24 protein-coding genes are annotated in these 22592 nt (G+C 65.4%); 13 read left to right on the forward strand and 11 right to left on the reverse strand.

The genetic code is table 11. The annotated features are described in order from the left end of the window. Positions 1 to 375: 375 nt before the first annotated feature. Positions 376 to 843, forward strand: a complete 468-nt coding sequence (locus EPK82_RS25055; RefSeq protein WP_244230020.1) for a DUF2388 domain-containing protein — start codon at positions 376 to 378, stop codon at positions 841 to 843. On the opposite strand, the gene EPK82_RS17820 is transcribed toward EPK82_RS25055, so the two are convergent. The 6 genes from EPK82_RS17820 to purE all read right to left on the reverse strand — a co-directional run bounded on the left by EPK82_RS17820 (position 791) and on the right by purE (position 4746). Next, positions 791 to 1261: an FAD/FMN-containing dehydrogenase gene (locus EPK82_RS17820; RefSeq protein ID WP_134677542.1), complete on the reverse strand. Its 471-nt coding sequence runs from the start codon at positions 1259 to 1261 to the stop codon at positions 791 to 793. The genes EPK82_RS25055 and EPK82_RS17820 overlap by 53 nt on opposite strands. Before the next feature lie 31 nt (positions 1262 to 1292). Next, positions 1293 to 1826, reverse strand: coding sequence for a DUF3299 domain-containing protein (locus EPK82_RS17825; RefSeq protein WP_134677543.1), 534 nt, complete (start codon positions 1824 to 1826; stop codon positions 1293 to 1295). Positions 1827 to 1906: 80 nt separating this feature from the next. Further along, the gene (locus EPK82_RS17830) at positions 1907 to 2152 is read right to left on the reverse strand and encodes a GlsB/YeaQ/YmgE family stress response membrane protein (RefSeq protein ID WP_047590125.1); all 246 of its coding nucleotides are present in this window, start codon (positions 2150 to 2152) and stop codon (positions 1907 to 1909) included. Between the two features lie 50 nt (positions 2153 to 2202). Beyond that, entirely contained in the window at positions 2203 to 2967 is a 765-nt protein-coding gene (locus tag EPK82_RS17835) for a substrate-binding periplasmic protein (RefSeq protein WP_134677544.1), read from the reverse strand. Positions 2968 to 3021: 54 nt separating this feature from the next. After that, a complete protein-coding gene (locus tag EPK82_RS17840; protein ID WP_037054039.1) occupies positions 3022 to 4107 on the reverse strand; it encodes a 5-(carboxyamino)imidazole ribonucleotide synthase in 1086 nt (361 codons plus the stop codon). Positions 4108 to 4254: 147 nt separating this feature from the next. Further along, positions 4255 to 4746: a 5-(carboxyamino)imidazole ribonucleotide mutase gene (gene purE / locus EPK82_RS17845; RefSeq protein WP_037054038.1), complete on the reverse strand. Its 492-nt coding sequence runs from the start codon at positions 4744 to 4746 to the stop codon at positions 4255 to 4257. Between the two features lie 303 nt (positions 4747 to 5049). Between purE and adhP the strand changes: the two genes are divergently transcribed. Continuing rightward, a complete protein-coding gene (gene adhP, locus EPK82_RS17850; RefSeq protein ID WP_037054062.1) occupies positions 5050 to 6072 on the forward strand; it encodes an alcohol dehydrogenase AdhP in 1023 nt (340 codons plus the stop codon). Positions 6073 to 6189: 117 nt separating this feature from the next. After that, a complete protein-coding gene (locus EPK82_RS17855) occupies positions 6190 to 6984 on the forward strand; it encodes a hypothetical protein (RefSeq protein WP_037054036.1) in 795 nt (264 codons plus the stop codon). 27 nt (positions 6985 to 7011) lie between these two features. Here EPK82_RS17855 and EPK82_RS17860 read toward each other — a convergent pair whose 3' ends face one another. After that, positions 7012 to 7887, reverse strand: coding sequence for a hypothetical protein (locus tag EPK82_RS17860; protein ID WP_134677545.1), 876 nt, complete (start codon positions 7885 to 7887; stop codon positions 7012 to 7014). Between the two features lie 157 nt (positions 7888 to 8044). Here EPK82_RS17860 and EPK82_RS17865 point away from each other — a divergent pair, with 157 nt between their 5' ends. The 3 genes from EPK82_RS17865 (at position 8045) to EPK82_RS17875 (ending at position 11526) form a co-directional block, all read left to right on the forward strand. Continuing rightward, a complete protein-coding gene (locus EPK82_RS17865) occupies positions 8045 to 9037 on the forward strand; it encodes an AraC family transcriptional regulator (RefSeq protein ID WP_134677546.1) in 993 nt (330 codons plus the stop codon). Between the two features lie 262 nt (positions 9038 to 9299). Then, the gene (locus EPK82_RS17870) at positions 9300 to 10328 is read left to right on the forward strand and encodes a histone deacetylase family protein (protein WP_134677547.1); all 1029 of its coding nucleotides are present in this window, start codon (positions 9300 to 9302) and stop codon (positions 10326 to 10328) included. Between the two features lie 103 nt (positions 10329 to 10431). Beyond that, positions 10432 to 11526, forward strand: a complete 1095-nt coding sequence (locus EPK82_RS17875; RefSeq protein ID WP_037054030.1) for a polyamine ABC transporter substrate-binding protein — start codon at positions 10432 to 10434, stop codon at positions 11524 to 11526. Between the two features lie 73 nt (positions 11527 to 11599). On the opposite strand, the gene EPK82_RS17880 is transcribed toward EPK82_RS17875, so the two are convergent. Continuing rightward, the gene (locus EPK82_RS17880; RefSeq protein WP_134677548.1) at positions 11600 to 12070 is read right to left on the reverse strand and encodes a DUF2127 domain-containing protein; all 471 of its coding nucleotides are present in this window, start codon (positions 12068 to 12070) and stop codon (positions 11600 to 11602) included. Positions 12071 to 12200: 130 nt separating this feature from the next. On the opposite strand from EPK82_RS17880, the gene EPK82_RS17885 reads away from it, so the two are divergent. Next, positions 12201 to 12521: an EthD family reductase gene (locus EPK82_RS17885; protein WP_047584351.1), complete on the forward strand. Its 321-nt coding sequence runs from the start codon at positions 12201 to 12203 to the stop codon at positions 12519 to 12521. Positions 12522 to 12550: 29 nt separating this feature from the next. Here EPK82_RS17885 and EPK82_RS17890 read toward each other — a convergent pair whose 3' ends face one another. Continuing rightward, the gene (locus tag EPK82_RS17890) at positions 12551 to 13459 is read right to left on the reverse strand and encodes a LysR substrate-binding domain-containing protein (protein ID WP_037054022.1); all 909 of its coding nucleotides are present in this window, start codon (positions 13457 to 13459) and stop codon (positions 12551 to 12553) included. A 203-nt stretch (positions 13460 to 13662) separates the two neighbouring features. On the opposite strand from EPK82_RS17890, the gene EPK82_RS17895 reads away from it, so the two are divergent. After that, on the forward strand, positions 13663 to 15087 hold the full coding sequence (locus EPK82_RS17895) for an aspartate ammonia-lyase (RefSeq protein ID WP_037054020.1): 1425 nt from the start codon (positions 13663 to 13665) through the stop codon (positions 15085 to 15087). A 130-nt stretch (positions 15088 to 15217) separates the two neighbouring features. Then, positions 15218 to 16471 (forward strand): dicarboxylate/amino acid:cation symporter, encoded by a 1254-nt coding sequence (locus tag EPK82_RS17900; protein ID WP_134677549.1) that lies wholly within the window; start codon positions 15218 to 15220, stop codon positions 16469 to 16471. Between the two features lie 291 nt (positions 16472 to 16762). Here EPK82_RS17900 and pdxR read toward each other — a convergent pair whose 3' ends face one another. Continuing rightward, a complete protein-coding gene (gene pdxR / locus EPK82_RS17905) occupies positions 16763 to 18229 on the reverse strand; it encodes a MocR-like pyridoxine biosynthesis transcription factor PdxR (protein WP_134677550.1) in 1467 nt (488 codons plus the stop codon). 97 nt (positions 18230 to 18326) lie between these two features. Between pdxR and EPK82_RS17910 the strand changes: the two genes are divergently transcribed. The 3 genes from EPK82_RS17910 to EPK82_RS17920 are packed head-to-tail and all read left to right on the forward strand — an operon-like array spanning position 18327 to position 20088. After that, positions 18327 to 18959: an FMN-binding negative transcriptional regulator gene (locus tag EPK82_RS17910; RefSeq protein ID WP_134677551.1), complete on the forward strand. Its 633-nt coding sequence runs from the start codon at positions 18327 to 18329 to the stop codon at positions 18957 to 18959. A gap of 17 nt (positions 18960 to 18976) precedes the next feature. Next, positions 18977 to 19417 (forward strand): GNAT family N-acetyltransferase, encoded by a 441-nt coding sequence (locus tag EPK82_RS17915; RefSeq protein WP_134677552.1) that lies wholly within the window; start codon positions 18977 to 18979, stop codon positions 19415 to 19417. Next, positions 19417 to 20088, forward strand: a complete 672-nt coding sequence (locus tag EPK82_RS17920) for a GNAT family N-acetyltransferase (protein ID WP_134677553.1) — start codon at positions 19417 to 19419, stop codon at positions 20086 to 20088. The genes EPK82_RS17915 and EPK82_RS17920 overlap by 1 nt, the downstream gene beginning before the upstream one ends. A gap of 4 nt (positions 20089 to 20092) precedes the next feature. On the opposite strand, the gene EPK82_RS17925 is transcribed toward EPK82_RS17920, so the two are convergent. Continuing rightward, the gene (locus EPK82_RS17925) at positions 20093 to 20911 is read right to left on the reverse strand and encodes a helix-turn-helix domain-containing protein (protein WP_037054009.1); all 819 of its coding nucleotides are present in this window, start codon (positions 20909 to 20911) and stop codon (positions 20093 to 20095) included. A gap of 160 nt (positions 20912 to 21071) precedes the next feature. On the opposite strand from EPK82_RS17925, the gene EPK82_RS17930 reads away from it, so the two are divergent. After that, the gene (locus tag EPK82_RS17930; protein ID WP_037054005.1) at positions 21072 to 22511 is read left to right on the forward strand and encodes an alanine/glycine:cation symporter family protein; all 1440 of its coding nucleotides are present in this window, start codon (positions 21072 to 21074) and stop codon (positions 22509 to 22511) included. The last annotated feature ends 81 nt before the right edge of the window (positions 22512 to 22592 follow it).

The raw sequence follows: 22592 nt of genomic DNA on the forward strand, positions 1-22592 counted from the left end.
AACTTGATTACCTCTTGACCTTGTCTGCAGTTTTCATCGGTTTGGCCTGTATCAGTGGGGTCACGCTCTTGGCATTGCCGGGAAGCAAGAAAGGAACCGGTCACGATTGAGTGCCTGACTCGCGTTGGCACATCAGGGTGGCACAACGCTGACGGTGATGCTCTCCAGACGGCTGACTTCCTGAAGGGCGTGGGCGATCCGAGCGAACGGATGCCAGCAGCAGAAGACATCACCCTGTGTTTGGGCAAGTTGAGTCGAGTCTCTGGCCTGGCTGGTCGAATGTGATGGCCAGGTCATCGCCAGGTAGAAAGCGGCCTTTACGGCTGCGCGGCTCGGAAGCCGGTTTCCGCTCGGGAAACTCAATAAGGAAGAATGGTGAGGCCCTCCAACATCGTGTCGAATGATTTACGCAGTTTCTTGCGGCCCGCATGCGGCCAGATGGCAGGCCTTCGCCGGCCAGGCGCCACACTGCTGGCTGCATTGATCGGGTCATGCTGGTTCGCAGACGTCCAGGCGGTAGGTGACGTCGAATTCAATGACCCACTGATATCGTCAGGGCTGGTGCTCTACTCCCCGATTCTGACCACCATGGCGACGACAGCGCCGTTCATGTGGACATCAGCGGCAATCGAAGGGCGTGATGAAAAGGTCCTCATGCAGGCGCGGGACGATGCCGCGCTGTACGTTGCCAGCGGAGGCCGAGAGCAGGGGGCCTATCTGACTGCCGCGCTGGCCTTGCTTCGAGAGCGAGGCGCGACGCAGGGCGATCAGGTGCTGGCGGAGTGGATTCTCATGGTGCCTGCACTGAATCCAGCGCCTGCTTCAACGTCGTCGCGTCCTTGAACACCTTCTGCTCCAGCAGTTGCCCATCCTCCAGCTGCAGCCATAGCACCTCGCCCTCGCCGGCCGGGTAGCGCGGCGCGATGCGGGCGTTGCGGTCGAGAAGGATGCGGTAGTTGTAGTCGCGCATCTTCGGCAGGGCGAAAAGGGTGGCGATCACGCTGGGCATGCGGCTGATGTCGGCGAGGAAGACCGCCTGGCGCTGTTGCAGGTAGCCCTTGGGCTGGCCTTCGAGCGCGGCGTTGACCAGCTTGGCGCCGTCCATGTCGCGGGCGACCAGGAGGATGTGAGTCTCGTCGTTCAGGGTGTAGGGCGCGTCGAACTGATCCAGCAGCGTCCACGGCGCCAGGCGCTCGCCAGGTTCCATGGCCAGGGCAACGCTGGACAGCAGGCACAGCAACAGCAGGGTGGCGGCTTTCATGCTTGGGCTCCGGGCCGAGGTTGGTCGTCTGTCAGAGGTCTTCGTCGGTCACCAGGCGCACCTCGCCGGCATCCATGGCGTAGGCGGCGTCGGCCAGTTCATTGCTGATCGTCTCTACCTTGAGTTCGCCGCTGACCCACAAGGGCGCGTAGATGTTCTCGAGCTGAATGCCCTTGGGATAGCGCACCAGCACCAGCTGGTTGGGCGGTGGCGGTGGTACGTGGATGCAGGCGCCGGGGTAGGGAACTAGGAAGAACAGGGTGCTGTTGCCTTTCTCGTCGCTTTCCAGCGGTACCGGATAGCCGCCCAGGCGGATGGCCTTGCCGTCGAGTGCGGCGACGGTCTTGGCCGAATACATCACGGCAGGCAGGTCCTTGTCCTGCTGGCGCAGGCCGTCCGTACCGTAGAAGGCGCTGTCGCCTTCAGGGCTGTCATGGCTGATCTCGGGCATGTCTTCGAGGGCCTGGCGGTCTTCGGCGGGCATCAGGTCGAGCCAGTCGGTTTCCGGCAGTTCGGCATGAGCCAGGCCGGACAGGAGCAGCAGGGAGAGGAGCAGGTGGCGCATGGCTGGGGTATCTCGTGGCGGCGAAGGCGGTGGAGCCGGCAGGGACCGAGTGAGTCCCCCTGGCTCCGCCAGGCGGCTACTCAGCCCTTCTTGATAGCGCCGTAGATTACCAGCAGAACGATGGCGCCGATCACCGCACCGATGAAACCGGCCGCCTGGCCGGCCTGGTAGATGCCCAGTGCCTGGCCGCCGTAGGTGGCGGCGATGGAGCCGCCGATGCCCAGCAGGATGGTCATGATCCAGCCCATGCTGTCATCGCCGGGTTTGAGAAAGCGTGCAACCAGCCCGACGATCAGGCCGATGAAGATGGTGCCGATAATGCCCATTGGCGGGTCTCCTTGAGTCAGTGTCTGTATCGGACAGCCCGGCGGGGCAATCAGTTCGCCTCATTGGGTGGCGCAACGCCATGGCGGCGGTAGATCAGTGCAATTTCGCCGTCCGCGCGCATGCGCTCCAGTTCGGCGGCAAGGCGGTCGTAGAGTGCGTGTCGGTCGCCCTGGTAGCGTGCCAGCGATGCGCCGAAGTGGTTGTCCAGCGTCTGCTGATGGGCGTAGTGCGCGTAGCTGTAGTCGCGAAAGTTCATGGCCTGGAGCTGCGTTTCCATCGGAATCGCGTCGAGCACGGCGATGGCGTCGAGGCGGTCGGCGCGGAACATGGCGACCAGTTGTGCATCGTCGCTGGCGTAGACGCGATCGAGCTGACCGTCGCTGTCGAAGGGCTCGAAGTAGGCGGTGCCGCGCTTGACCCCCACGGACAGTCGATGGAGGTCTTCGTAGCGGTTCAGCTCGCCTTCCCTGCCGGGACGCACGATGAAGCGCACGTTGAGCTGCTGGCTGCCGATGCTCGGAAGGAAATGGATGTACTCGCTGCGTGGTTCGGTCATCAGCACGCGTGGTACCAGGTCGATACGCCCCGAGCGCAGATCGTCGAGGCTGCGCAGGAAGGGCGCCAGGCGCCAGTGCACGTCCACGCCGATGCGCCCGGCCGCGGTCTCCAGCACGCTGATCAGCGGGCCGCTGGGCATGCCATCGACTGCGCGCATCTCCGGTGGGCGTTCGCGGAAGTCGACGCGCAATGCGTCCTCAGCCCCGGCACAGGTCAGGGCGAACAGCAGAGGCAGCAGGGAAAAGAGGTACTTCATGGGAGGCTCTTGAACGACCACCGTCGTTCAAGAGCTTAGCTGCGAAATGCTCGCTCAGCGCTTGGCGATCAGCGCTTCAACGTCCGCGATGCGCGCCTCCAGCGTGGCGCGATCGGCGCTGCGCAGGGTTGCGTGGCCGACCTTGCGCCCGGCCTTGAAGGCCTTGCCATAGTGGTGCAGGTGACAGTCGGCGATGGCGATGGTCTTGTCCACCGGCGGTACTTCGCCAATGAAGTTGAGCATGGCACTCTCGCCCAGCTTGGCAGTGGAGCCCAGCGGCAGGCCGGCGACGGCGCGCAGGTGGTTCTCGAACTGACTGCACTCGGCACCCTCGATGGTCCAGTGCCCGGAGTTGTGCACGCGCGGGGCAATCTCGTTGGCCTTGAGGCCGCCGTCCACCTCGAAGAATTCGAAGGCCAGCACGCCGACGTAGTCGAGCTTGTCCAGCACGCGGCCGACGTAGTCCTCGGCCAGCTTCTGCAGCGGGTGGTCGGTGCTGGCGATGGACAGGGCGAGAATGCCGCTGTCGTGGGTGTTGTGCACCAGCGGGTAGAAACGGGTCTCGCCATCACGGGCACGCACGGCGATCAGCGAAACCTCGCCGGTGAAGGGCACGAAGCCTTCGAGGATGCACGGCACACTGCCCAGTTCGGCGAAGGCGCCAGTCACGTCCTCGGGCTGGCGCAGGACTTTCTGGCCCTTGCCGTCGTAGCCCAGGGTGCGGGTCTTCATCACGGCCGGCAGGCCGATGCTGGCCACGGCGGCGTCCAGGTCGGCCTGCGACTGGATGTCGGCGAACTCCGGCGTGGGAATGCCGAGGTCCTTGAACATCGACTTTTCGAACCAGCGGTCACGGGCTACGCGCAGGGCTTCTGCGCTCGGATAGACCGGCACGAACTGCGAGAGGAAGGCCACGGTCTCGGCAGGCACACTCTCGAACTCGAAGGTGACCAGGTCGACTTCGTCGGCCAGCTGGCGCAGGTGGTCCTGGTCGCCGTAGTCGGCGCGGATGTGCTCGCCGAGTGCCTGGGCGCAGGCGTCCGGCGCCGGGTCGAGGAAGGCGAAGTTCATGCCCAGCGGAGTCCCCGCCAGCGCCATCATGCGGCCCAGCTGGCCGCCACCGATCACACCGATTTTCATAACAAAACCCCTTTTTAGCAGGTGGCGAGACCAAGCAGTTGAACGCTGCCCGCAATGCAGGAAGCGGAGTTTACGCCGGTAAATGAGCATTCCGGGCAGCGGACGGCGTGCAAAGGCGCCGTGTCACAGCCCCTGATGGAATGGGCATCAGGCCTCGCGCGGGTCCGGGTTGCTCAACACGGTCTCGGTCTGCTCCTCGCGGAACTGCTTGAGCGCCGCGTGGAACTGCGGGTGCTGGTGACCGAGGATGCTGGCTGCGAGCAACGCCGCGTTGACTGCCCCCGCCTTGCCGATGGCCAGGGTGGCGACAGGAATACCGGCCGGCATCTGCACGATCGACAGCAGCGAGTCGACGCCCGAGAGCATGGACGACTGCACCGGTACGCCGAGCACCGGCAGGTGGGTCTTGGCCGCGCACATGCCCGGCAGGTGCGCGGCGCCGCCGGCACCCGCGATGATCACCTGGATACCGCGTGCTTCGGCTTCCTCGGCGTACTGGAACAGCAGGTCCGGGGTGCGGTGGGCAGAGACCACCTTGACCTCGTGGGGAATGCCCAGCTTGTCCAGCATCTCGGCGGTGTGGCTAAGGGTGGACCAATCGGACTTGGAGCCCATGATCACGCCAACCAGTGCGCTCATCGTCGTGCCTCTTCATCTCGGGCGCCTCGCGGCGCGTCAAAGGTGTGCCCCGCAGGGCGCGTCAAAAACCAACAAGCCACGCGGGCAGGCCAGCGTGGCTTGTGAATGTTCGGTTGGCCGGGTGCTGCCGGCCGAAGGCCGCGCAGTATACCGTAAAGCCACGGCGGGCGGGCAGTTGCCATGACCGTTTGTCATGCCAGCCGTGGCGCCCCGGGGAAACCGCCTAAACCTTGCTCTGGAGCAATGCCCGTGGGCGTCAGGCGCGCACACTGGCGAGACACTCGCATGGAAGAGGAACAGCGCATGAACCAGACCATGAAAGCCGCAGTCGTCCACGCCTTCGGCGAACCGCTGCGTATCGAGGAGGTGAAGATCCCGCTGCCCGGCCCCGGGCAGATTCTGGTGAAGATCGAGGCCTCGGGTGTGTGCCACACCGACCTGCACGCCGCCGAAGGCGACTGGCCGGTAAAACCCAGCCTGCCATTCATTCCCGGCCACGAGGGGGTCGGTTACGTGGCGGCGGTGGGTAGCGGGGTGACGCGGGTCAGGGAGGGCGACCGCGTCGGGGTGCCCTGGCTGTACACCGCCTGTGGCTGCTGCGAACACTGCCTGACCGGCTGGGAAACCCTCTGCGAGAGCCAGCAGAACACCGGTTATTCGATCAACGGTGGCTATGCCGAATACGTGCTGGCCGACCCCAACTACGTCGGCATCCTGCCGAAGAATGTCGATTTCCTCGAGATCGCCCCGATCCTCTGCGCCGGTGTGACGGTGTACAAGGGCCTCAAGGAGACCAAGGCACGCCCCGGCCAGTGGGTGGCGATCTCCGGCATCGGTGGCCTCGGCCACGTCGCCGTGCAGTACGCCCGTGCCATGGGCCTGCACGTGATCGCGGTGGATGTCGACGACGCCAAGCTGGAGCTGGCGCGCAAGCTGGGCGCCAGCCTGACCATCAACGCCCGCAAGGAGAACCCGGCCGAGGTGGTGCAGCGCGACATCGGCGGCGCCCATGGCGTGCTGGTCACCGCCGTGTCCAACGCGGCGTTCGGCCAGGCCATCGGCATGGCCCGCCGGCACGGCACGGTAGCGCTGGTCGGCTTGCCACCAGGCGATTTCCCGACGCCGATCTTCGATGTGGTGCTCAAGGCCATCAGCATCACCGGTTCCATCGTCGGCACCCGAGCGGATCTGCAGGAGGCGCTGGACTTCGCGGGCGAGGGCCTGGTCAAGGCCACGGTGCACAGCGACAAGCTCGACAACATCAACGGCATCTTCGAACAGATGCGCGGTGGGCAGATCGAAGGGCGGATCGTGTTGCAGTTCTGATTGAGAACCGCTTCGGATAGGCAGATTTCCTACAGGCCGAGCGCGGACGGGCGCACAGATCATCGCCAGTGGCGTGGCTATACTGTGCGCCTGTCATTCCTACAAGGACGTATCGCCATGAAACAGTACGTTTCACTGTTTGCCCTTTCCGTGCTTTCCCTACACGTCTCGGCCGTCGAGCTGGCCAAGCACCCGCAGGTATTCGATGCCGGCCAGGGCGTAAGCCTGGCGCTGGCGCCGTCGGCTGACGGCAAGCAGGCGCTGGTTCAGGTGCGCGGCATCAACCATCCGCTCGATGAAGTGGTGTTCCTCACCGACATCCGTGAACTGGGCAACGAACAGCGCGACTACGGCATCCGCCTCGATGGCCGTGACTACAACCTGCTGAACAAGCGCCGTGCCTGGGGCGGCGAGAGCTACCAGCTCAACCTGCCGAACACCCAGGGCTTCGAACTCAGTTATGACGAGAGCAAGACCAAGTCGCTCAAGACCGGCGACCTGCTCGCGCTCTATCAGAAACAGGAGAAAGACGGCTTGCAGGCGCGCCTCGCGGCGTTCGACCGCAAGCAGCGTGTGGCCGACTACAGCGCGCGCCTGGAGGAGATGGACGGCGAAGCGAGCAAGGCCTGCGCGACCCCGCTGGGCACCAAGGTCAACTGGAGTGCGCTCTCCGACGAGCAACTGATGAGCCTCAGCGTGCCGAGCTTCTGCGGCGAGGTGGTCAGCCAGATGGCCTACCTGTGCGGCAAGGATGATCGCTACAAGGCCGAAGCCAAGACCCTCAAGGGTGTCGACTGCCGTTTCGGCGAGGGGCTGAAACTGCACGAGAAGGACGGACAGCTGCTGTTCACCACCCATCCGCAAGAAGCGAATCAGGGCGACTTCATCAACGCCATCCTGCGTAACCGCTGATCCCGATCCCTGCCTCCGGGCAGGGCATCAGCCTTCGTTGTCGAGCAGTTCGAACGCCGTCAGTCGATCGACTCCCTGGCCCATGAACAGGTTGAAGGGGCGCCCGGTTTTCACGGCCATGTGGGCGCAATCCTCTTCATAACCGTCGCCCAGCAGCGTGCGCTGCCCGAGCAGAACATGTTTGCCCATGCTGCCGATCTCGAACACCAGTTCCTTGATGGGGCTTGTCAGGTGGTCATTGTTGTCGATGATCACCTCTACCAGTCGTTCGTCCACGGCCTTTTGCAACTCCGGATCGCTGAAGTGAAGCCTGGCCGGCGTACTTACGTTTTCCGAGTCCACAGAGAGCACGCCAATGCTGCCCGGCTGGTCTTCGTCGCCCCAGTTTCGGGCGCGCTGAAAGCTCAGCGGAGGCAGTGCCTCATTCAACTTCACCTCGATGCGGCAGAACACTTCCTCCAGTGAGGAGGGGCGGTCGAGTGTTCTGAGGTTCGCTTGCTTGACCATGAACGGTCGGCCGTGGGCGGTGAACGACGTGCGCAGCGGCATCGGCAGCGCATCCTCAATGGCAGTGATCTCAAGGGTGGCCGGCCAGTGTTCTCTGGCCTGCACGATCGGAGTGAAACGCGCTGTCAGGGCTTCACGCTGCACAGCTTCCAGCGGCCCGGACTGTAGTCTGACCATGAGCGCCTGGTCATCGCCATCGACCAGGGTGTAACGCAGATGACCGGGGCGATAACCCAACTCCTGAAAGAGCCGTTGCAGACTATCGAGATAGGTGCCTTTTATGCCGGCACCTTCACGAATGGCTTCGTCGAATCGCAGTTTGACCTGGGGCTCCTGCCCGCAGGCTGCGAGGAGCAGGCAAACGGGCAGGAGTGCGGTACGGAGTGAGGTTCGCATAAGAATCATCCTTGAAAAACGGCGCGGACTGTAGCACGGCCAACCGTTGGCGGACTTTGCACGAGTTCATGACGCAGGCCTGAATCCATCCCGGTCGCAAGAAGTGCAAGGCATGTTTCTTGCGTTCCTTTGCCCGTCTGCGCACACGGAACGCATCATGCTGCACGCTCCTCTGACCACCCTGCACGTCGTTTCCCTGGTTCTGCAACGCTTCGCCGACCAGCCACAATTGCACCCGCGCTTGCTGGCCGGAAGCGGCATTGGTGCGGCCGATCTGGACAGCCCGGACGCACGCATCAAACGGGTGCAGGAACTGCAGGTGTGCGCCAATGCCCTGACCCTGCGAGCCGACATGGGCCTGGAGTTGGGGCGCAGCCTGCATGTTTCCTCCTATGGGCTGCTCGGTTACGCCGCATTGTCGGCTGCCACCTTTGGTGACGCCTGGCGCCTGCTGTTGCAGTACCCGGCGCTGCTCGGCACCTACTTCCGCCTGGAGTTGCAGGTCGAGGGTGAACTGGCCTGGGTCTGCGCCAGCGGTTATCGCGATGCCGAGGCGCTGGAAGTATTCAACGTGGAGATGTGCCTGGCTTCGCTGAAGCTGATCGGTGACGAGCTGCTCGGTCAGCCGCTCGCGCTCGAGGGTGCCGAGTTCACCCATGCACAGCCGGATTACGTGGCGCGCTATGCACTCAGTTTTCCCTGCCCGTTGCGGTTCGATGCGCAACGCAACGCCTTCGCCTTTCCCGCTGCCTTGCTGGAGCGCCGCTTGCCGCTGGCTGACAGCGTCACCCACGGTGACATGGTCGAGCGCTGCCGCCGCCTGAATGCCGAGTTCAGCAGCCGCCAGGCGTGGCTGGAGCGGGTGCGCCAGCTGCTTGCCGCGCAACTGGCCGAGCCACCGGGGCTGGAGAGCCTGGCGCAGCAGATGCACTGTTCGCCGCGCACCCTGCGTCGTCACCTCCAGGAGCTGGGTACCAGCTACCAGGGGTTGCTCGACGAGCTGCGCTTCGAACGGGCCAAGGCCCTGCTCGGCGAAGAACAGTGGCCGGTGTACCGGATAGCCGAGGTGCTCGGCTTCAGCGAGACCGCCAGCTTTCGTCATGCCTTCCAGCGCTGGAGCGGCGTGCCGCCGAGCCGTTTCCGCGCATAGCGCGCCGGGCCACAGGTTGGCTCGATTCCGTAGGAGCGGCTTCAGCCGCGAAAAGCCTCGGCACCGACGCACCCACCAAGGTGTAATTGGCCGCCGTCAGCGTCGATCGTCATGCGGGCTGTGCGCAGCGCGAGGAACGACCAGTCTCCCGGTGACAGCGAGATTTGGCCATTTCGATCCCCTTTTGGCCATTGTCAGCGTTCTCGATGCGGCGCGAGTGAGCGAACAATGCAGGCACAACAACAGGCCTGGAGCGCTTTGCATGCTCACGTACTACAGTGACGACCACCACCTGCACCACGGCAAGTGCGAGCTGATCGACGGGCAGCTGATGCCCTGCTTCGAGAAGCCGCAGCGTGCCGATCATGTCCTCGCGCGTGTCAGGGACCGCCAGCTCGGTGATGTCCATGCGCCCAGGGATTTCGGCCTGGCGCCGATCGAGCGCATCCACAGCAAGCCCTACCTCGACTTCTTCCAGGGTGCCTGGACGCGCTGGCAGGCACAGGGCGGCAAGGGTGATCTGCTGCCGTTCACCTGGCCGGCCCGCACCCTGCGCGCGATGATGCCCAGTGACCTGCATGGCCAGCTCGGCTACTACAGCTTCGACGGTGGCGCACCGATCACCGCCGGCACCTGGCAGGCCGCCTACAGCGCCGCCCAGGTGGCCCTCAGCGCCCAGGCCGAGATCGCCGCTGGCGCCCGCGCTGCATTCGCCCTGTGCCGTCCGCCAGGCCATCATGCCGCCGCCGACGTGATGGGGGGCTACTGCTACCTGAACAATGCCGCCATCGCCGCCCAGGCCTTCATCGATCAGGGGCGCAGGAAGGTGGCGATCCTCGATGTCGACTATCACCACGGCAACGGCACGCAGGACATCTTCTATCGCCGCAGCGACGTGCTGTTCACCTCGATCCATGGCGACCCCGCCGAGGAGTTCCCCTTCTTCCTCGGTTACGCCGACGAGCTGGGCGAGGGTGAGGGCGAAGGCTGCAACTTCAACTACCCGCTGGCGATGGGCAGCTCCTGGGAGGCCTGGGGCGCGGCGCTGGAGCAGGCGTGCCAGCGCATCGCCGAATACGGCGCCGAGGTGCTGGTGGTATCGCTCGGCGTGGACACCTACATGGAAGACCCGATCTCGCAGTTCAAGCTCGACAGCCCGGACTACCTGAGCATGGGCCGGCGCATCGCCGCGCTCGGCCTGCCGACGCTGTTCATCATGGAAGGCGGCTACGCGGTCGAGGCCATCGGCGTCAACGCGGTCAACGTGCTGGAAGGTTTCGAACGCGCGTAGGGTGGGCGAGGCTTTTTCGTCCACCGCCATACGCTCGGTGCACGGATAGAGCGTTGTCCGCCTTACCCAAAGACCAATAACGACACTTCAGGGGTGAGAAACGATGAAAGCCATCAAACAGATGCTCGGCGCCGCCCTGTGCGGCGCCACCTTGCTCAGCGGTGCGGTACAGGCCAAGGAGCTGCGCGTGTACAACTGGGCGGACTACATCCTGCCGTCCGTGCCCAAGGACTTCCAGGCGCAGTCGGGTATCCAGCTGACCTGGGACACCTTCGAGACCAACGAGGCGCTGGAAGCCAAGCTGCTCACCGGCAACTCCGGCTATGACCTGGTGATCCCGTCCAACCAGTTCCTCGAAACCCAGATCAAGGCCGGCGTGTTCGCCCCGCTGGACAAGTCCAAGCTGCCCAACTGGAAGAACCTCGACCCGGTGCTGCTCAAGCTGCTGGAGAAGAACGATCCGGGCAACCAGTTCGGCGTGCCCTACATGTACGGCACCGTGCTGATCGGCTACAACCCGGACAAGGTCAAGGCCGCCCTCGGTGAGGATGCACCGGTGAACAGCTGGGATCTGGTGTTCAAGCCCGAGTACATGGAGAAGCTCAAGTCCTGTGGCGTCGCCATGCTCGACTCGCCCAGCGAGATCATCCCCATCGCCCTGCACTACCTGGGCCTGGACCCGAACAGCACCAACCCGGCCGACTATGACAAGGTCACCGAGCTGCTGCTGAAGGTGCGTCCGTACGTGGCCTACTTCCATTCCGCCAAGTACATGACCGACATCGCCAACGGCGACATCTGCGTGGCCATCGGCTACTCCGGCAGCTTCTACCAGTTCGCCAACCGCGCCAAGGAGGCGGGTAACGGCGTGGTCATCAACTGGCGTCTGCCGAAGGAAGGCGCGCCGATCTGGTTCGACACCTGGGCCATTCCCAAGAGCGCGCAGAACAAGGATGAGGCGCTTGCCTTCATCAATCACCTGCTCGATCCACAGGTCATCGCCCCGATCAGCGACTTCCTCGGCTACCCCAACCCCAACGTGCCAGGCATGAAGCTGGTGAGCGAGGAAATCGCCGCCGACCAGGACCTGACACCAACCGCCGAGATGCAGAAGTCGCTGTACGTGGTGCAGCCGCTGCCGCAGAAGATCGAGCGTGTGCGCACCCGCGCCTGGACGTCGATCAAGTCGGGCAAGTGACTCGCTGAAGGCTCGCGGCTGACGCCACCCCCTGCAGAGCGCACACATTCCGTGCGCTCTGTCGTGCCGGGCGTCAGCGTGGGTGGCTGGCCTGCCCTCGCTGCACCAGCAGCACGCGCGCCATGTAGCCGACCACGAGGAGGTTGAGCACGAACACGGCGGCGCTCAGGGCGCTGCTGTGGGTCAGCATCTCGTAGACCTCGAACGGCAGGTAGATCGCCCCGCTGGCCAAGGCGAACCACTCCGTCCAGAGCAGCCCTTTCCACAGGCCATAGGCTTCGATCAGGCGGATGACGGCGTAGGCCAGTGCGCCGATGGCCAGCAGTGACAGGTCGATGTCGGGCAGCGACTTCACCGCGTGCAGGAAAATACCAGGCAGGTGACTGGCAGGATTCAGATGCGCATGGCTGACCAGCGCCTCGGCCATCTGCTGCAGGTTGCGCCCGGCCAGCTCATGCAGGCCAAGCGCGACCACGAGCGAGATGAGGCCTTTGCAGGCTTCCATCGCCGCGATGAGCCGCAGGCCGGGTCTTGTGGGTGCCATCGTCGTCTCTCGCGTGTCAGCTGTGGATAAGGGGGCGCTGCAGCAGTCTGCCAGCTTCTGCTTCAGCTATCTTTCCCTGCGCGCCAGGCCGATGTCGCCGTGGCGTTCTGCAGGCACTCAGGAGAGCCAGATGATCAAGGTCAGTGTGATGTATCCCTACAAGCCCGGCGCGCGTTTCGACCACGCCTACTACCGCGACACGCACATGCCGCTGGTGAAAGCCAGGATGGGCGATGCCTGCCTGTTCTACACCGTCGACAAGGGGGTGGCCGGTGGCTCGCCCGATGATCCGCCCGCCTACGTCGGCATGTGTCATGTCTATGCGGACTCCGTCGAAGCCTTTCAAGCCGGATTCGCGCCGCATGCGCAGGAGATTCTCGCGGACATCGCCAACTACACCGACCTGGTGCCGATCATGCAGATCAGCGAGGTCGTGGTCGGTCAGTCCTGACGTCGGCCAGGGCGCGTTGTTCGGCGTCCTCATGCACGCGCCGGCTCCCCCGTCTCCAGCTTGCGCCAGAGCAAGCGTACCGCCGCCTTGCGCACCAGGGCGCAGCGGTACAGGCGGATTTCCAGGGGGATCTGCCAGTGTTCGCCACCGCAGATGGCCAGCTCGCCACGCGCCAGCTCGGCGGTCACCGACAGGCGTGGCACCCAGGCCACGCCCATGCCCTGCAGGGCCATGCTCTTCAGGCTGTCGGCCATGGCGGTCTCGTACACGGTGGTCGAGCGCAGGGCGCGCTGGCGCAGCAGCAGGTTGACCGAGCGGCCGAGGAAGGCGCCGGCGCTGTAGGCCAGCAGCGGTACGCTCTGTCCGGCGTCGAGGTCGAACAGCGGCGCGCCGGCCTCGTTCACCGCACAGACCGGCAGCATCGAGGTAGCACCCAGGTGCAGCGAGGGAAAGATCTCCGGGTCCATCTGCAGGGCCGCGTCAGGGTCGTAGTAGGCGAGGATCAGGTCGCAGGCCCCCTCGCGCAGCGAGTGCACTGCTTCACCGACGTTGGTGGCCACCAGCCGGGTGGTCAGCGGCAGCCCTTCGCGGCGCAGGCGGGCGATCCATTCGGGGAAGAAGCCCAGGGTCAGCGAGTGCGCCGCGGCGATCGACAGCACCTCGCCGCGCTGCCCCTCCAGATTGTGCAGATGGCGCACCACCTCGCCGAGCTGTTCCACCAGGCTGCGCGCGGTGACCAGGAACAGACGGCCCGACTCGGTCAGTTCGATGGGGGTGCAGGAGCGGTCGACCAGGGTCAGTCCGAGCATGGCCTCCAGGCTGCGGATACGCCGGCTGAAGGCCGGCTGCGTGACGAAGCGCTTGGCGGCGGCCTGGGAGAAGCTGCGGGTGGCGGCCAGGACGATGAAGTCCTCCAGCCATTTGGTTTCCAGATTCATCGCGTCTCCGTTGCCGGGCGAGGTTGTGCAGGCGAAGCGTCGTCCACCCTGGGCTCATACGTTGCGAATGCAGCGAATGTCACGTCGACATTATGCCGATTGTGCATAGGGCAGCAAGCAACGGCATTGGTCGCAAGACGGCATGAGGCCATATTCTATGGGCATCGCGGCACTCGCCGTATTTACCAAGAGTCATCGCTATCATGTCCTCTGCTGCATCTGTTCGCGTCGAAAAAGACCTGCTCGGCACCCTCGAAGTCCCCGCTGATGCCTATTACGGCGTCCAGACCCTGCGTGCCGTGCAGAACTTCCGCCTGTCCGGGGTGACGCTGTCGCACTACCCGAAACTGGTGATCGGCCTGGCCATGGTCAAGCAGGCGTCGGCCGATGCCAACCGCGAGCTGGGCCACCTCAGCGCGGCCAAGCATACGGCGATCAGCACCGCCTGTGCCCGCATCATCCAGGGCGAGTTCCACGACCAGTTCGTGGTCGACATGATCCAGGGCGGTGCCGGTACCTCGACCAACATGAACGCCAACGAGGTCATCGCCAACATCGCCCTGGAAGCCATGGGCCATGAGAAGGGCCAGTACCAGCACCTGCACCCGAACAACGACGTGAACATGGCGCAGTCGACCAACGACGCCTACCCCACTGCCATCCGTCTGGGCCTGCTGCTGGGTCACGAGAGCCTGCTCAACGCCCTGGACAAGCTGATCCAGTCGCTGGCGGCCAAGGGCCTGGAGTTCGGCCATGTGCTGAAGATGGGTCGCACCCAGTTGCAGGACGCCGTGCCGATGACCCTCGGCCAGGAGTTCCATGCCTTCGCCACCACCCTGGGCGAAGACCTGCAGCACCTGAAGATGCTCGCGCCGACCCTGCTGCACGAGGTCAACCTGGGCGGCACCGCGATCGGCACCGGCATCAATGCCGACCCGAAATACCAGGCCCTGGCGGTCAAGCGCCTCGGCGTGATCAGCGGTCATCCGGTCAAGCCGGCCGCCGACCTGATCGAGGCCACCAGCGACATGGGCGCCTTCGTGCTGTTCTCCGGCATGCTCAAGCGCACTGCGGTGAAGCTGTCGAAGATCTGCAACGACCTGCGCCTGCTCTCCAGCGGCCCGCGCACCGGCATCAACGAGATCAACCTGCCGGCCCGCCAGCCGGGCAGCTCGATCATGCCGGGCAAGGTCAACCCGGTGATCCCGGAGGCGGTCAACCAGGTGGCCTTCGAAGTGATCGGCAACGACCTGGCACTGACCATGGCGGCCGAGGGTGGCCAGCTGCAGCTGAACGTCATGGAGCCGCTGATCGCCTACAAGATCTTCGACTCGATCCGCCTGCTGACCCGCGCCATGGATATGCTGCGCGAGCTGTGCATCGACGGCATCACCGCCAACGAGGCGCATTGCCGTGCACTGATGGAGAACTCCATCGGCCTGATCACGGCACTCAATCCCTACATCGGCTACGAGAACGCCACCCGCATCGCCAAGGTCGCTCTGGAGAGCGGTCGCGGTGTGCTGGAGCTGGTGCGCGAAGAGCAGTTGCTCGACGAGGCCACCCTGGCCGACATCCTGCGCCCGGAGAACATGATCGCTCCGCGCCTGGTACCGCTGCAGAGCTGATTCGACCGGCAACATCGGCGCCGCACTCATTCGAGTGCGGCGCGTTTCTTTCTGCCCCGCAGCCTGCCGGCAGGCGGTGCCGAGGTCGGGCAGACGACCCCACAACAATGACAATCCGGGTGACAACCACATGAGTCAAAGCAACACCGCTTCCCCTTCTCTCCTTGCGCGCGTGCCGCTGTGGCAGCAGATTCTCGTCGGCCTGGTACTCGGCGTCGTCGTCGGCATGCTGTACAAGCCGGGTGCACTGGCGCTGGCCCCGGTCGGCGCACTGTTCCTCAACGCGATCAAGATGCTCATCGTGCCGCTGGTGTTCATCTCGCTGGTGGCGGGCATCACCGCCATGAGCGACAGCGCCAAGCTCGGCCGCATCAGCGTCAAGACCATCGCCATCTACCTGATCACCACCGCCTTCGCGGTGAGCATCGGCCTGGCGTTCGGCACCCTGTTCAGCCCCGGCGAGGGCATGCACATGGTCGCCAGCGGCAGCGCAGAGGCCAAGCAGGCGCCGTCGCTGGTGCAGATCTTGGTGGGCCTGGTGCCGACCAACCCGGTGACCGCCTTCGCCGAAGGCAACATCCTGCAGATCATCGTTTTCGCCATCGCCCTGGGCGTGAGCATGAACCTGGTCGGCGAGAAGGCCGCACCGGCGATTCGCCTGTTCGACAGCCTGGCCGAGGTGCTCTACAAGCTCACCGATCTGGTGATGCGCTTCGCGCCCATCGGCGTGTTCGCGCTGATCGCCGGGGTGGTGGCTTCCCACGGTATCGAGGTGCTGCTGCCCCTGGCCGGTGTGATCGGTGTGATCTACCTGGCCAGCATCGCCCACATGCTGCTGGTCTACGGCAGCCTGATCGGTGTCCTGGCGCGCCTCAGCCCGTTGCGTTTCTTCCGTGGCATCGCGCCGGCGCTGGCGGTGGCCTTCAGCACCTCGAGCAGTTCCGGCACGCTGCCGGTGTCCATCGAGTGCGCGCGCAAGAACCTCGGTGTATCCCAGGGCGTGGCCGGTTTCGTGCTGCCGGTGGGCGCCACTATCAACATGGACGGCACCGCGATCTACCAGGGTGTGCTGGCGCTGTTCATCGCCCAGGCCTTCGGCATCGACCTGAGCGCCGGCCAGTACCTGATGATCATCCTCACCGCGACCCTGGCCTCGGTGGGCACCGCCGGCATCCCCGGCGCGGGCCTGATCATGCTCGGCCTGGTGCTGAGTTCCGTGGGCCTGCCGCTGGAAGGCGTGGCGCTGATCGCGGGGATCGACCGCATCCTCGACATGGCCCGCACCACGGTGAACGTCACGGGCGACCTGATGACCACCGCCCTGGTCGCGCGCAGCGAGAACGAACTGGATCGCGACGTCTACAACAGCGACAACGAGGCTTGATGTTCTTCGGCGTCAGGTTATCCACAACCTGGCGCATACGATTTCATAGGAGGCCTCACCAGCCTCACCCTTCAGGGATGGCCCAGGCCATCCCTTTTTTTGCCTGCGAACTCTGTGCGAGGCGCTCCAGCCGCGACCCAGCGCCTGAACTGCAGTTGCAGCGCAAGGCCCCAGGTCTGGGGGAGCGACCTGATTCGCGGGGCTGTGAGGATGGCCCACGCCGCCGATCGCGGATACATCCGCTGCTGCGAAACAGCGCAGCCGTGGAACGCAGCGTGCTGGCCTGGTGCTCTACACGCGCCAGGCCTGCCTGAGGCGCGCCACGGCGTCGACGATCTGCGTCTCGGGCACGGCGGCAAAGCCCAGCACCAGGCCGGCGCGCTCATCGTCGGGTTCCCGGCTGTCCTCCAGCCAATAGCCGCTCAGCCCGTTCATCTCCACCCCGGCGGCGTGCGCCGTATCCAGCAACTCGCGCTCGCGCATCAGGCTGTCTACCCGTACGCACAGGTGCAGCCCGGCGTTCACCTGCGGCAGCGGCGCACAGCCGGGCAGCCTGTGCGGCCAGGCCTGCAGCAGCGCATCGCGACGCGCCCGGGCGGCCTGGCGCATGCGCCGCACGTGCCGCTGGAAGTGCCCGGCGGCGATGAACTCGGCCATCACCGCCTGGGTGCCGACTTCGGAGTGGCGCATGTCCAGTGCCCGGCAACGGGCGAAGGGTTCCGCCAGTGCCGCAGGCAGCACCATGTAGCCCAGGCGCAGCGCGGGGAAGGCCAGCTTGCCGAAGGTGCCGATGTAGATCACCCGTTGCTGACGATCCAGGGCTGCCAGCGGCGCCAGGGGCGTGCCGCGGTAGCGGTACTCGCCGTCGTAGTCGTCCTCGATGATCCAGGCGTCCTCGCGCTTGGCCCACTCCAGCAGCTCCAGGCGCCGGGCAAGCGACAGGGTCACGCCTGTCGGGTACTGGTGCGAAGGGGTCAGGTAGACCAGGCGGCAGTCGTCGATGCGTTGCAGGGCCGCGACCTGCAGGCCGTCGTCGTCCACCGCCACGCCCTGCAGTTGCGCGCCGGCCAGGGCGAAGGCATGGCCGGCAGCGCGGTAGCCGGGGTTCTCCAGCGCGACCCGGTCACCCGCCTGTACCAGCAACTGGGCGCAGAGGCTGATGGCCTGCTGGGCGCCGCAGGTGATGACGATCTGCTGCGGGTCGCAGTCCAGGCCGCGCCCGGTGCGCAGGTAGGCGGCGATCAGCTGGCGCAGTTCCAGGTCGCCGGCCGGGTCGCCGTAGCCCAGTCGCGCCAGCGCGGGCTTGCGCCAGAAGCGTGCGTGCAGGCGTGCCCAGATGTCGAAGGGGAACAGGTCGAACGCCGGGACGCCGATGCGAAAGGCGCGTGGCGCACCGCTGGGCGGCACTGCCAGATGATGGCTCTGCAAGCGCTGCAGGACCGGGTTGCAAGGCAGCGCGCTGGCGCTCGGTGGCGGTGCCGGGCGGCGCGCCTCGAGTTCGGCGACGTAGGTGCCGTCGCCCACGCGCCCGGCCACGTAGCCTTCGGCATACAGCTGATCGAGCGCACGCGTCACGGTGTTGCGGGAAATGCCCAGCAACGTCGCCAGCTCGCGGCTGGCCGGCAGGCGCGTGCCGCCCGCCAGACGACCGTCGAGGATGCGTTCGCGCAGCGCCTGGTAGAGCTGGCGCGCCAGGCCACGGCCAGCCTGCAGCTGGATGCCGGAGAGGTCGAACGACAGCGGTGCGGAAGGCTTCATGGCGACTGATTGGCTCCATGGAAATGATCGGTAATGGATCTTACAGCAGACCAATATCCCGCCTAGCATGGCGCTATCGCATCGGAGATAGCTGCTCATGTACTGCCCCAGCGCTTTTCGCCAGGACGACCTGGCCACCCTGCACCAGCAGATTCAGGCCAGCGGCCTCGCCCTGCTCAGCAGTGCCGGCGAACAGGGGCTGCAGGCCAGCCACCTGCCGTTGCTGCTGGAGCCGCACGAAGGCGAGTTCGGCACGCTCTACGGCCACTTCGCCCGGGCCAATCCGCACTGGCGAGACCTCGCCACTGGCACCGAGGCCCTGGTGGTGTTCAGCGGCGCGGATGGCTATGTGCATCCCGGCTGGTACCCGGCCAAGGGCGAGCACGGCAAGGTGGTACCGACCTGGAACTACATCGCCGTGCATGCCTGGGGGCAGGCCGAGGTGTTCGACGACCCCGAGCGCCTGCTGCGCCTGGTCAGCCGCCTCAGCGACCGTCATGAACAGGGGCGTGCCCGGCCCTGGGCGGTGAGCGACGCGCCGCGCGCCTACATCGACGCCATGTTGCGCGCCATCGTCGGCTTCGCCCTGCCGATCCGTCGCATCGAGGGCAAGTGGAAGCTCAGCCAGAACCGTTCGGCCGGCGACCAGGCCGGCGTGCGTGCGGGCCTGGCGGAGTCGGCCCGTGCCAGTGACCGCGAGCTGGCCCAGCAGATGAATCCAACCGACTGAGACACAAGGAGTGCCCAATGCTCGACATTCGCCCTGTAACCGCCGACGACCATGCGGCCTGGCTGCCGCTCTGGCAGGCTTACCAGCGTTTCTATCAGGCTGACATAGCGGCCGAAACCAGCGCCGTGACCTGGCAGCGCTTTCTCGACCCGGCCGAACCGATGCACGCTGCGCTGGCCTGGCAGGAGGGCCAGGCGATCGGCCTGGTGCATTTCATCTACCACCGCAGTTGCTGGACCAGCGGCGACTACTGCTACTTGCAGGACCTCTATGTCGCCGAGCACATTCGCGGTGCCGGGATCGGGCGTGCGCTGATCGAGCACGTCTACCGCGAGGCACGGGCAGCCGGTGCCAGTCGCGTGCACTGGCTGACCCAGGAAACCAACTACCGGGGCCGCATGCTCTACGACCGCATTGGCGACCGCTCCGGCTTCATCCAGTACAGGAAGCTCTTCTGATGACCACCGATCTCACCCACTGGCAACCCCGTCCGCAGCCGGACCAGCGCGTGCTGCAGGGCCGCTTCGTGCGCATCGAGGCGCTGGATGTGGCGCGTCATGGCGAGGACCTCTGGTGCGCCCTGCAGGGGCCGGATCCCGCGCTGTGGGATTACCTGCCCTACGGTCCGTTCACCGAGCGCGCCAGTTTCGACGCCTGGTTGACGGGCAATGCCGAGAGTCGCGATCCGCTGTTCTATGCCGTGATCGACCAGGCCACGGGCCGCGCCCTGGGCCTGTTCAGCTACCTGCGCATCATGGCGCTCGATGGCAGCATCGAGATTGGCCACGTCGCCTTCGGCGCGCCCATGCAGCGCACGGCCGGTGCCACCGAAGCCATCTACCTGCTGGCGCGGCATGCCTTCGACGACCTGGGCTACCGCCGCCTGGAATGGAAGTGCGATGCGGCCAATGCCCGCTCGGAGCGGGCCGCCGAGCGCTTTGGCTTCACCCGCGAGGGCCTGTTCCGTCAGCACATGGTGCGCAAGGGGCGCAACCGCGACACCGCCTGGTTCTCCATCATCGACGGCGAGTGGCCGGGCTGCCGGACTGCGTTCCAGCTGTGGCTGGCGGCGGAGAACTTCGACGAGCGGGGCCAGCAGCGGCAGCGCCTGGAGGCGCTGCGTCGATAAGGCCTCATTCCATCTCGAACAGGCCGTCACGCAGTTGCGCGCCGCTCAGGCGCTGGCGCACGTCGTCGTCGATGCGTGGGTCATCCGGTGCGTAGAGCATCAACTGGCGATAGGCGTTGACCCGGTTGATCTCGTGCCCCAGATACTGCCAGACCACGCGGGTGCAGGCCGGCGTGCGCCGGTCACCGCTGGAGACGCCGGTCTTGATGCCGTTGAGGCGGATGATGCGGCTCTTGAAGCTGGGGATCAGGATGGTCTGGCTCATCTCGTTACCGGTGAGCGACTCGTAGTCCACCAGGAACAGGCGGTCCTGCAGGAACAGCGCCGTGCCCAGGTAGCGGCAGCGCACCCAGTCCTCGCTGCCGCCGCGGGTCTGCTCCTGGCGCTCCTGGCGTTCCTGGCGCTCGAACAGGTAGTTGCCGCGCTCCTCGCGCAGGTGCACCAGTGACAGCAGCACGTGGCCGGGCACCGACATGCAGTTGGAATACTCGAAGTAGTAGCCGCAGTAGCGGTCCATCGGGCTGGCCTGACGCCGCAGGGGGGCGAACAGCTCCAGCAGGGGGTCGCTGGCGCCATGGCTGGGCGCATCACCGCTGCGTGCGCCGATCAGGCGGGCGAACTGCTCGCTCGGCATGGCCAGTTCGAACGGCTCGACGCCGAAGAAATCGCAGATGCGCTTGAGGTTGTGCGCGGTGGGCCTGCTCTGGCCCGCCAGGTAGCGATTGAACTGGGCGCGGTTGATCGCCAGCTTGCGGCACACCTCGGCGATCGAGCGGTAGTGGCTGCAGAGCAGTTTCAGGTTGCTGCCGAGGGAATCGGACATATGACCGCTCCAGCTGATGCGAAAGATGCGATTCTAGCATCAACTCGCGTCAGTTCGCCGCGACCTGCGAAATTGTCCCCTGCGGCGCCTTCACCAACCATTGCGCCTCCCGCCCGGCGGGCGCATTCCCTATTCAGAACAACAAGAGAGAAAGCCTCCCATGCTCGATCTTCTCAATGACCTCATCTGGAGCAAGCTGCTGATCGTGATGCTGATCGGTCTCGGCCTGTACTTCACCGTCGCCTCACGCTTCGTTCAGTTCCGCTACTTCGGCAGCATGTTCCGCATCTTCAGCGAAGCGCTGCAGCGCCAGCCTGGCCAGCTCAGCTCGTTCCAGGCCCTGATGCTGTCGGTGGCCGGCCGCGTGGGTGCGGGCAACATCGCCGGCGTCTCGGTGGCGATCATGCTCGGTGGCCCGGGCGCCATCTTCTGGATGTGGGTCGTTGCCCTGGTCGGCATGGCCACCAGCTTCTTCGAGTGCTCCCTGGCGCAGCTGTACAAGCGCCGCGAAGCCGACGGTACCTACCGTGGCGGCCCGGCGTTCTACATCCAGCATGGCCTCGGCCAGCGCTGGCTGGGCATCGTCGTGTCGATCCTGCTGCTGGCGACCTTCGGTTTTGGTTTCAACGCGGTGCAGTCGTTCACCGTGGCCAGCTCGCTGCATGACACCTTCGGCGTACCGACGCTGGTCAGCGGCATCGCCCTGACCGTGGTGATCGGCCTGATCATCTTCGGCGGCATCAAGCGTATCGCCCAGTTCGCCGACGTGCTGGTACCGGTCATGGCGTTCTCCTACATCGCCATGGCGCTGCTGGTGATCGGCCTGAACATCTCCGAAGTGCCGGCCACCTTCGCGCTGATCTTCAAGAGCGCGTTCGGCCTGGAGCCGGCGTTTGCCGGTGGCATCGGCGCCGCCATCATCATGGGCGTCAAGCGCGGCCTGTTCTCCAACGAGGCCGGCCTGGGCAGCGCGCCCAACGTGGCCGCCGTCGCCGAGGTCAAGCACCCGGCCGCGCAGGGCATCGTGCAGTCGCTCAGCGTGTTCATCGACACCCTGATCCTGTGCAGCTGCACCGCGCTGATCATCCTGCTCTCCGGTGTCTATCAGCCGGGCATGGAAGAGGCCGGTGTGGTCCTGACCCAGACTGCCGTCGCCGCCGTGGTCGGCGAGTGGGGCCGCGTGTTCATCAGCATCGCCCTGCTGCTGTTCGTCTTCACCACCCTGATCTACAACTACTACCTCGGCGAGAACGCCCTGGGCTTCTTCAGCCAGAAGCGCGCCCCGGTAATGGTCTACCGTGTGCTGGTGGTGGTTCTGGTGCTGTGGGGTTCGGTGCAGGACCTGGGCACCGTGTTCGCCTTCGCCGACGTGACCATGGGCCTGCTGGCCATCGCCAACCTCATCGCCCTGGCGCTGCTGTTCAAGGTAGGCGTGCGCCTGATGCGCGACTACGATAGCCAGATCAAGGCTGGCGTCGAGTCCCCGGTGTTCGATGCCAAGCAGTTCGCCGATCTGGACCTCGACCCCGCTGTGTGGAGCAGCCAGCCGAGCAACGCCGCAGACCCTGCGGAAGTCGGTGACCGCGTTTTCCAGCGTTGAGTTGATCCGGAAAAAAGGGGGCGAGGCCCCCTTTTTTTGGCCTGTCATATTAGGTGGCTGCCTGTTGAGGCCGCCACCAGG

Origin of the sequence: Ectopseudomonas khazarica (assembly GCF_004521985.1) — a bacterium.
Lineage (GTDB): Bacteria > Pseudomonadota > Gammaproteobacteria > Pseudomonadales > Pseudomonadaceae > Aquipseudomonas > Aquipseudomonas khazarica.

Bases quoted from the DNA above. Each gene is read 5' to 3' on its own strand.
- EPK82_RS17870 (WP_134677547.1), top strand. From the start codon at position 9,300: ATGCTCACGTACTACAGTGACGACCACCACCTGCACCACGGCAAGTGC.
- EPK82_RS17895 (WP_037054020.1), top strand. From the start codon at position 13,663: ATGTCCTCTGCTGCATCTGTTCGCGTCGAAAAAGACCTGCTCGGCACC.
- EPK82_RS17885 (WP_047584351.1), top strand. From the start codon at position 12,201: ATGATCAAGGTCAGTGTGATGTATCCCTACAAGCCCGGCGCGCGTTTC.
- EPK82_RS17825 (WP_134677543.1), bottom strand. From the start codon at position 1,826: ATGCGCCACCTGCTCCTCTCCCTGCTGCTCCTGTCCGGCCTGGCTCAT.
- EPK82_RS17855 (WP_037054036.1), top strand. From the start codon at position 6,190: ATGAAACAGTACGTTTCACTGTTTGCCCTTTCCGTGCTTTCCCTACAC.
- EPK82_RS17840 (WP_037054039.1), bottom strand. From the start codon at position 4,107: ATGAAAATCGGTGTGATCGGTGGCGGCCAGCTGGGCCGCATGATGGCG.
- EPK82_RS17890 (WP_037054022.1), bottom strand. From the start codon at position 13,459: ATGAATCTGGAAACCAAATGGCTGGAGGACTTCATCGTCCTGGCCGCC.
- EPK82_RS17915 (WP_134677552.1), top strand. From the start codon at position 18,977: ATGCTCGACATTCGCCCTGTAACCGCCGACGACCATGCGGCCTGGCTG.
- EPK82_RS17835 (WP_134677544.1), bottom strand. From the start codon at position 2,967: ATGAAGTACCTCTTTTCCCTGCTGCCTCTGCTGTTCGCCCTGACCTGT.
- EPK82_RS17930 (WP_037054005.1), top strand. From the start codon at position 21,072: ATGCTCGATCTTCTCAATGACCTCATCTGGAGCAAGCTGCTGATCGTG.
- EPK82_RS17875 (WP_037054030.1), top strand. From the start codon at position 10,432: ATGAAAGCCATCAAACAGATGCTCGGCGCCGCCCTGTGCGGCGCCACC.
- EPK82_RS17920 (WP_134677553.1), top strand. From the start codon at position 19,417: ATGACCACCGATCTCACCCACTGGCAACCCCGTCCGCAGCCGGACCAG.
- EPK82_RS17910 (WP_134677551.1), top strand. From the start codon at position 18,327: ATGTACTGCCCCAGCGCTTTTCGCCAGGACGACCTGGCCACCCTGCAC.
- EPK82_RS17865 (WP_134677546.1), top strand. From the start codon at position 8,045: ATGCTGCACGCTCCTCTGACCACCCTGCACGTCGTTTCCCTGGTTCTG.
- EPK82_RS17860 (WP_134677545.1), bottom strand. From the start codon at position 7,887: ATGCGAACCTCACTCCGTACCGCACTCCTGCCCGTTTGCCTGCTCCTC.
- pdxR (WP_134677550.1), bottom strand. From the start codon at position 18,229: ATGAAGCCTTCCGCACCGCTGTCGTTCGACCTCTCCGGCATCCAGCTG.
- EPK82_RS17925 (WP_037054009.1), bottom strand. From the start codon at position 20,911: ATGTCCGATTCCCTCGGCAGCAACCTGAAACTGCTCTGCAGCCACTAC.
- EPK82_RS17900 (WP_134677549.1), top strand. From the start codon at position 15,218: ATGAGTCAAAGCAACACCGCTTCCCCTTCTCTCCTTGCGCGCGTGCCG.
- purE (WP_037054038.1), bottom strand. From the start codon at position 4,746: ATGAGCGCACTGGTTGGCGTGATCATGGGCTCCAAGTCCGATTGGTCC.
- EPK82_RS17830 (WP_047590125.1), bottom strand. From the start codon at position 2,152: ATGGGCATTATCGGCACCATCTTCATCGGCCTGATCGTCGGGCTGGTT.
- adhP (WP_037054062.1), top strand. From the start codon at position 5,050: ATGAACCAGACCATGAAAGCCGCAGTCGTCCACGCCTTCGGCGAACCG.
- EPK82_RS17880 (WP_134677548.1), bottom strand. From the start codon at position 12,070: ATGGCACCCACAAGACCCGGCCTGCGGCTCATCGCGGCGATGGAAGCC.
- EPK82_RS17820 (WP_134677542.1), bottom strand. From the start codon at position 1,261: ATGAAAGCCGCCACCCTGCTGTTGCTGTGCCTGCTGTCCAGCGTTGCC.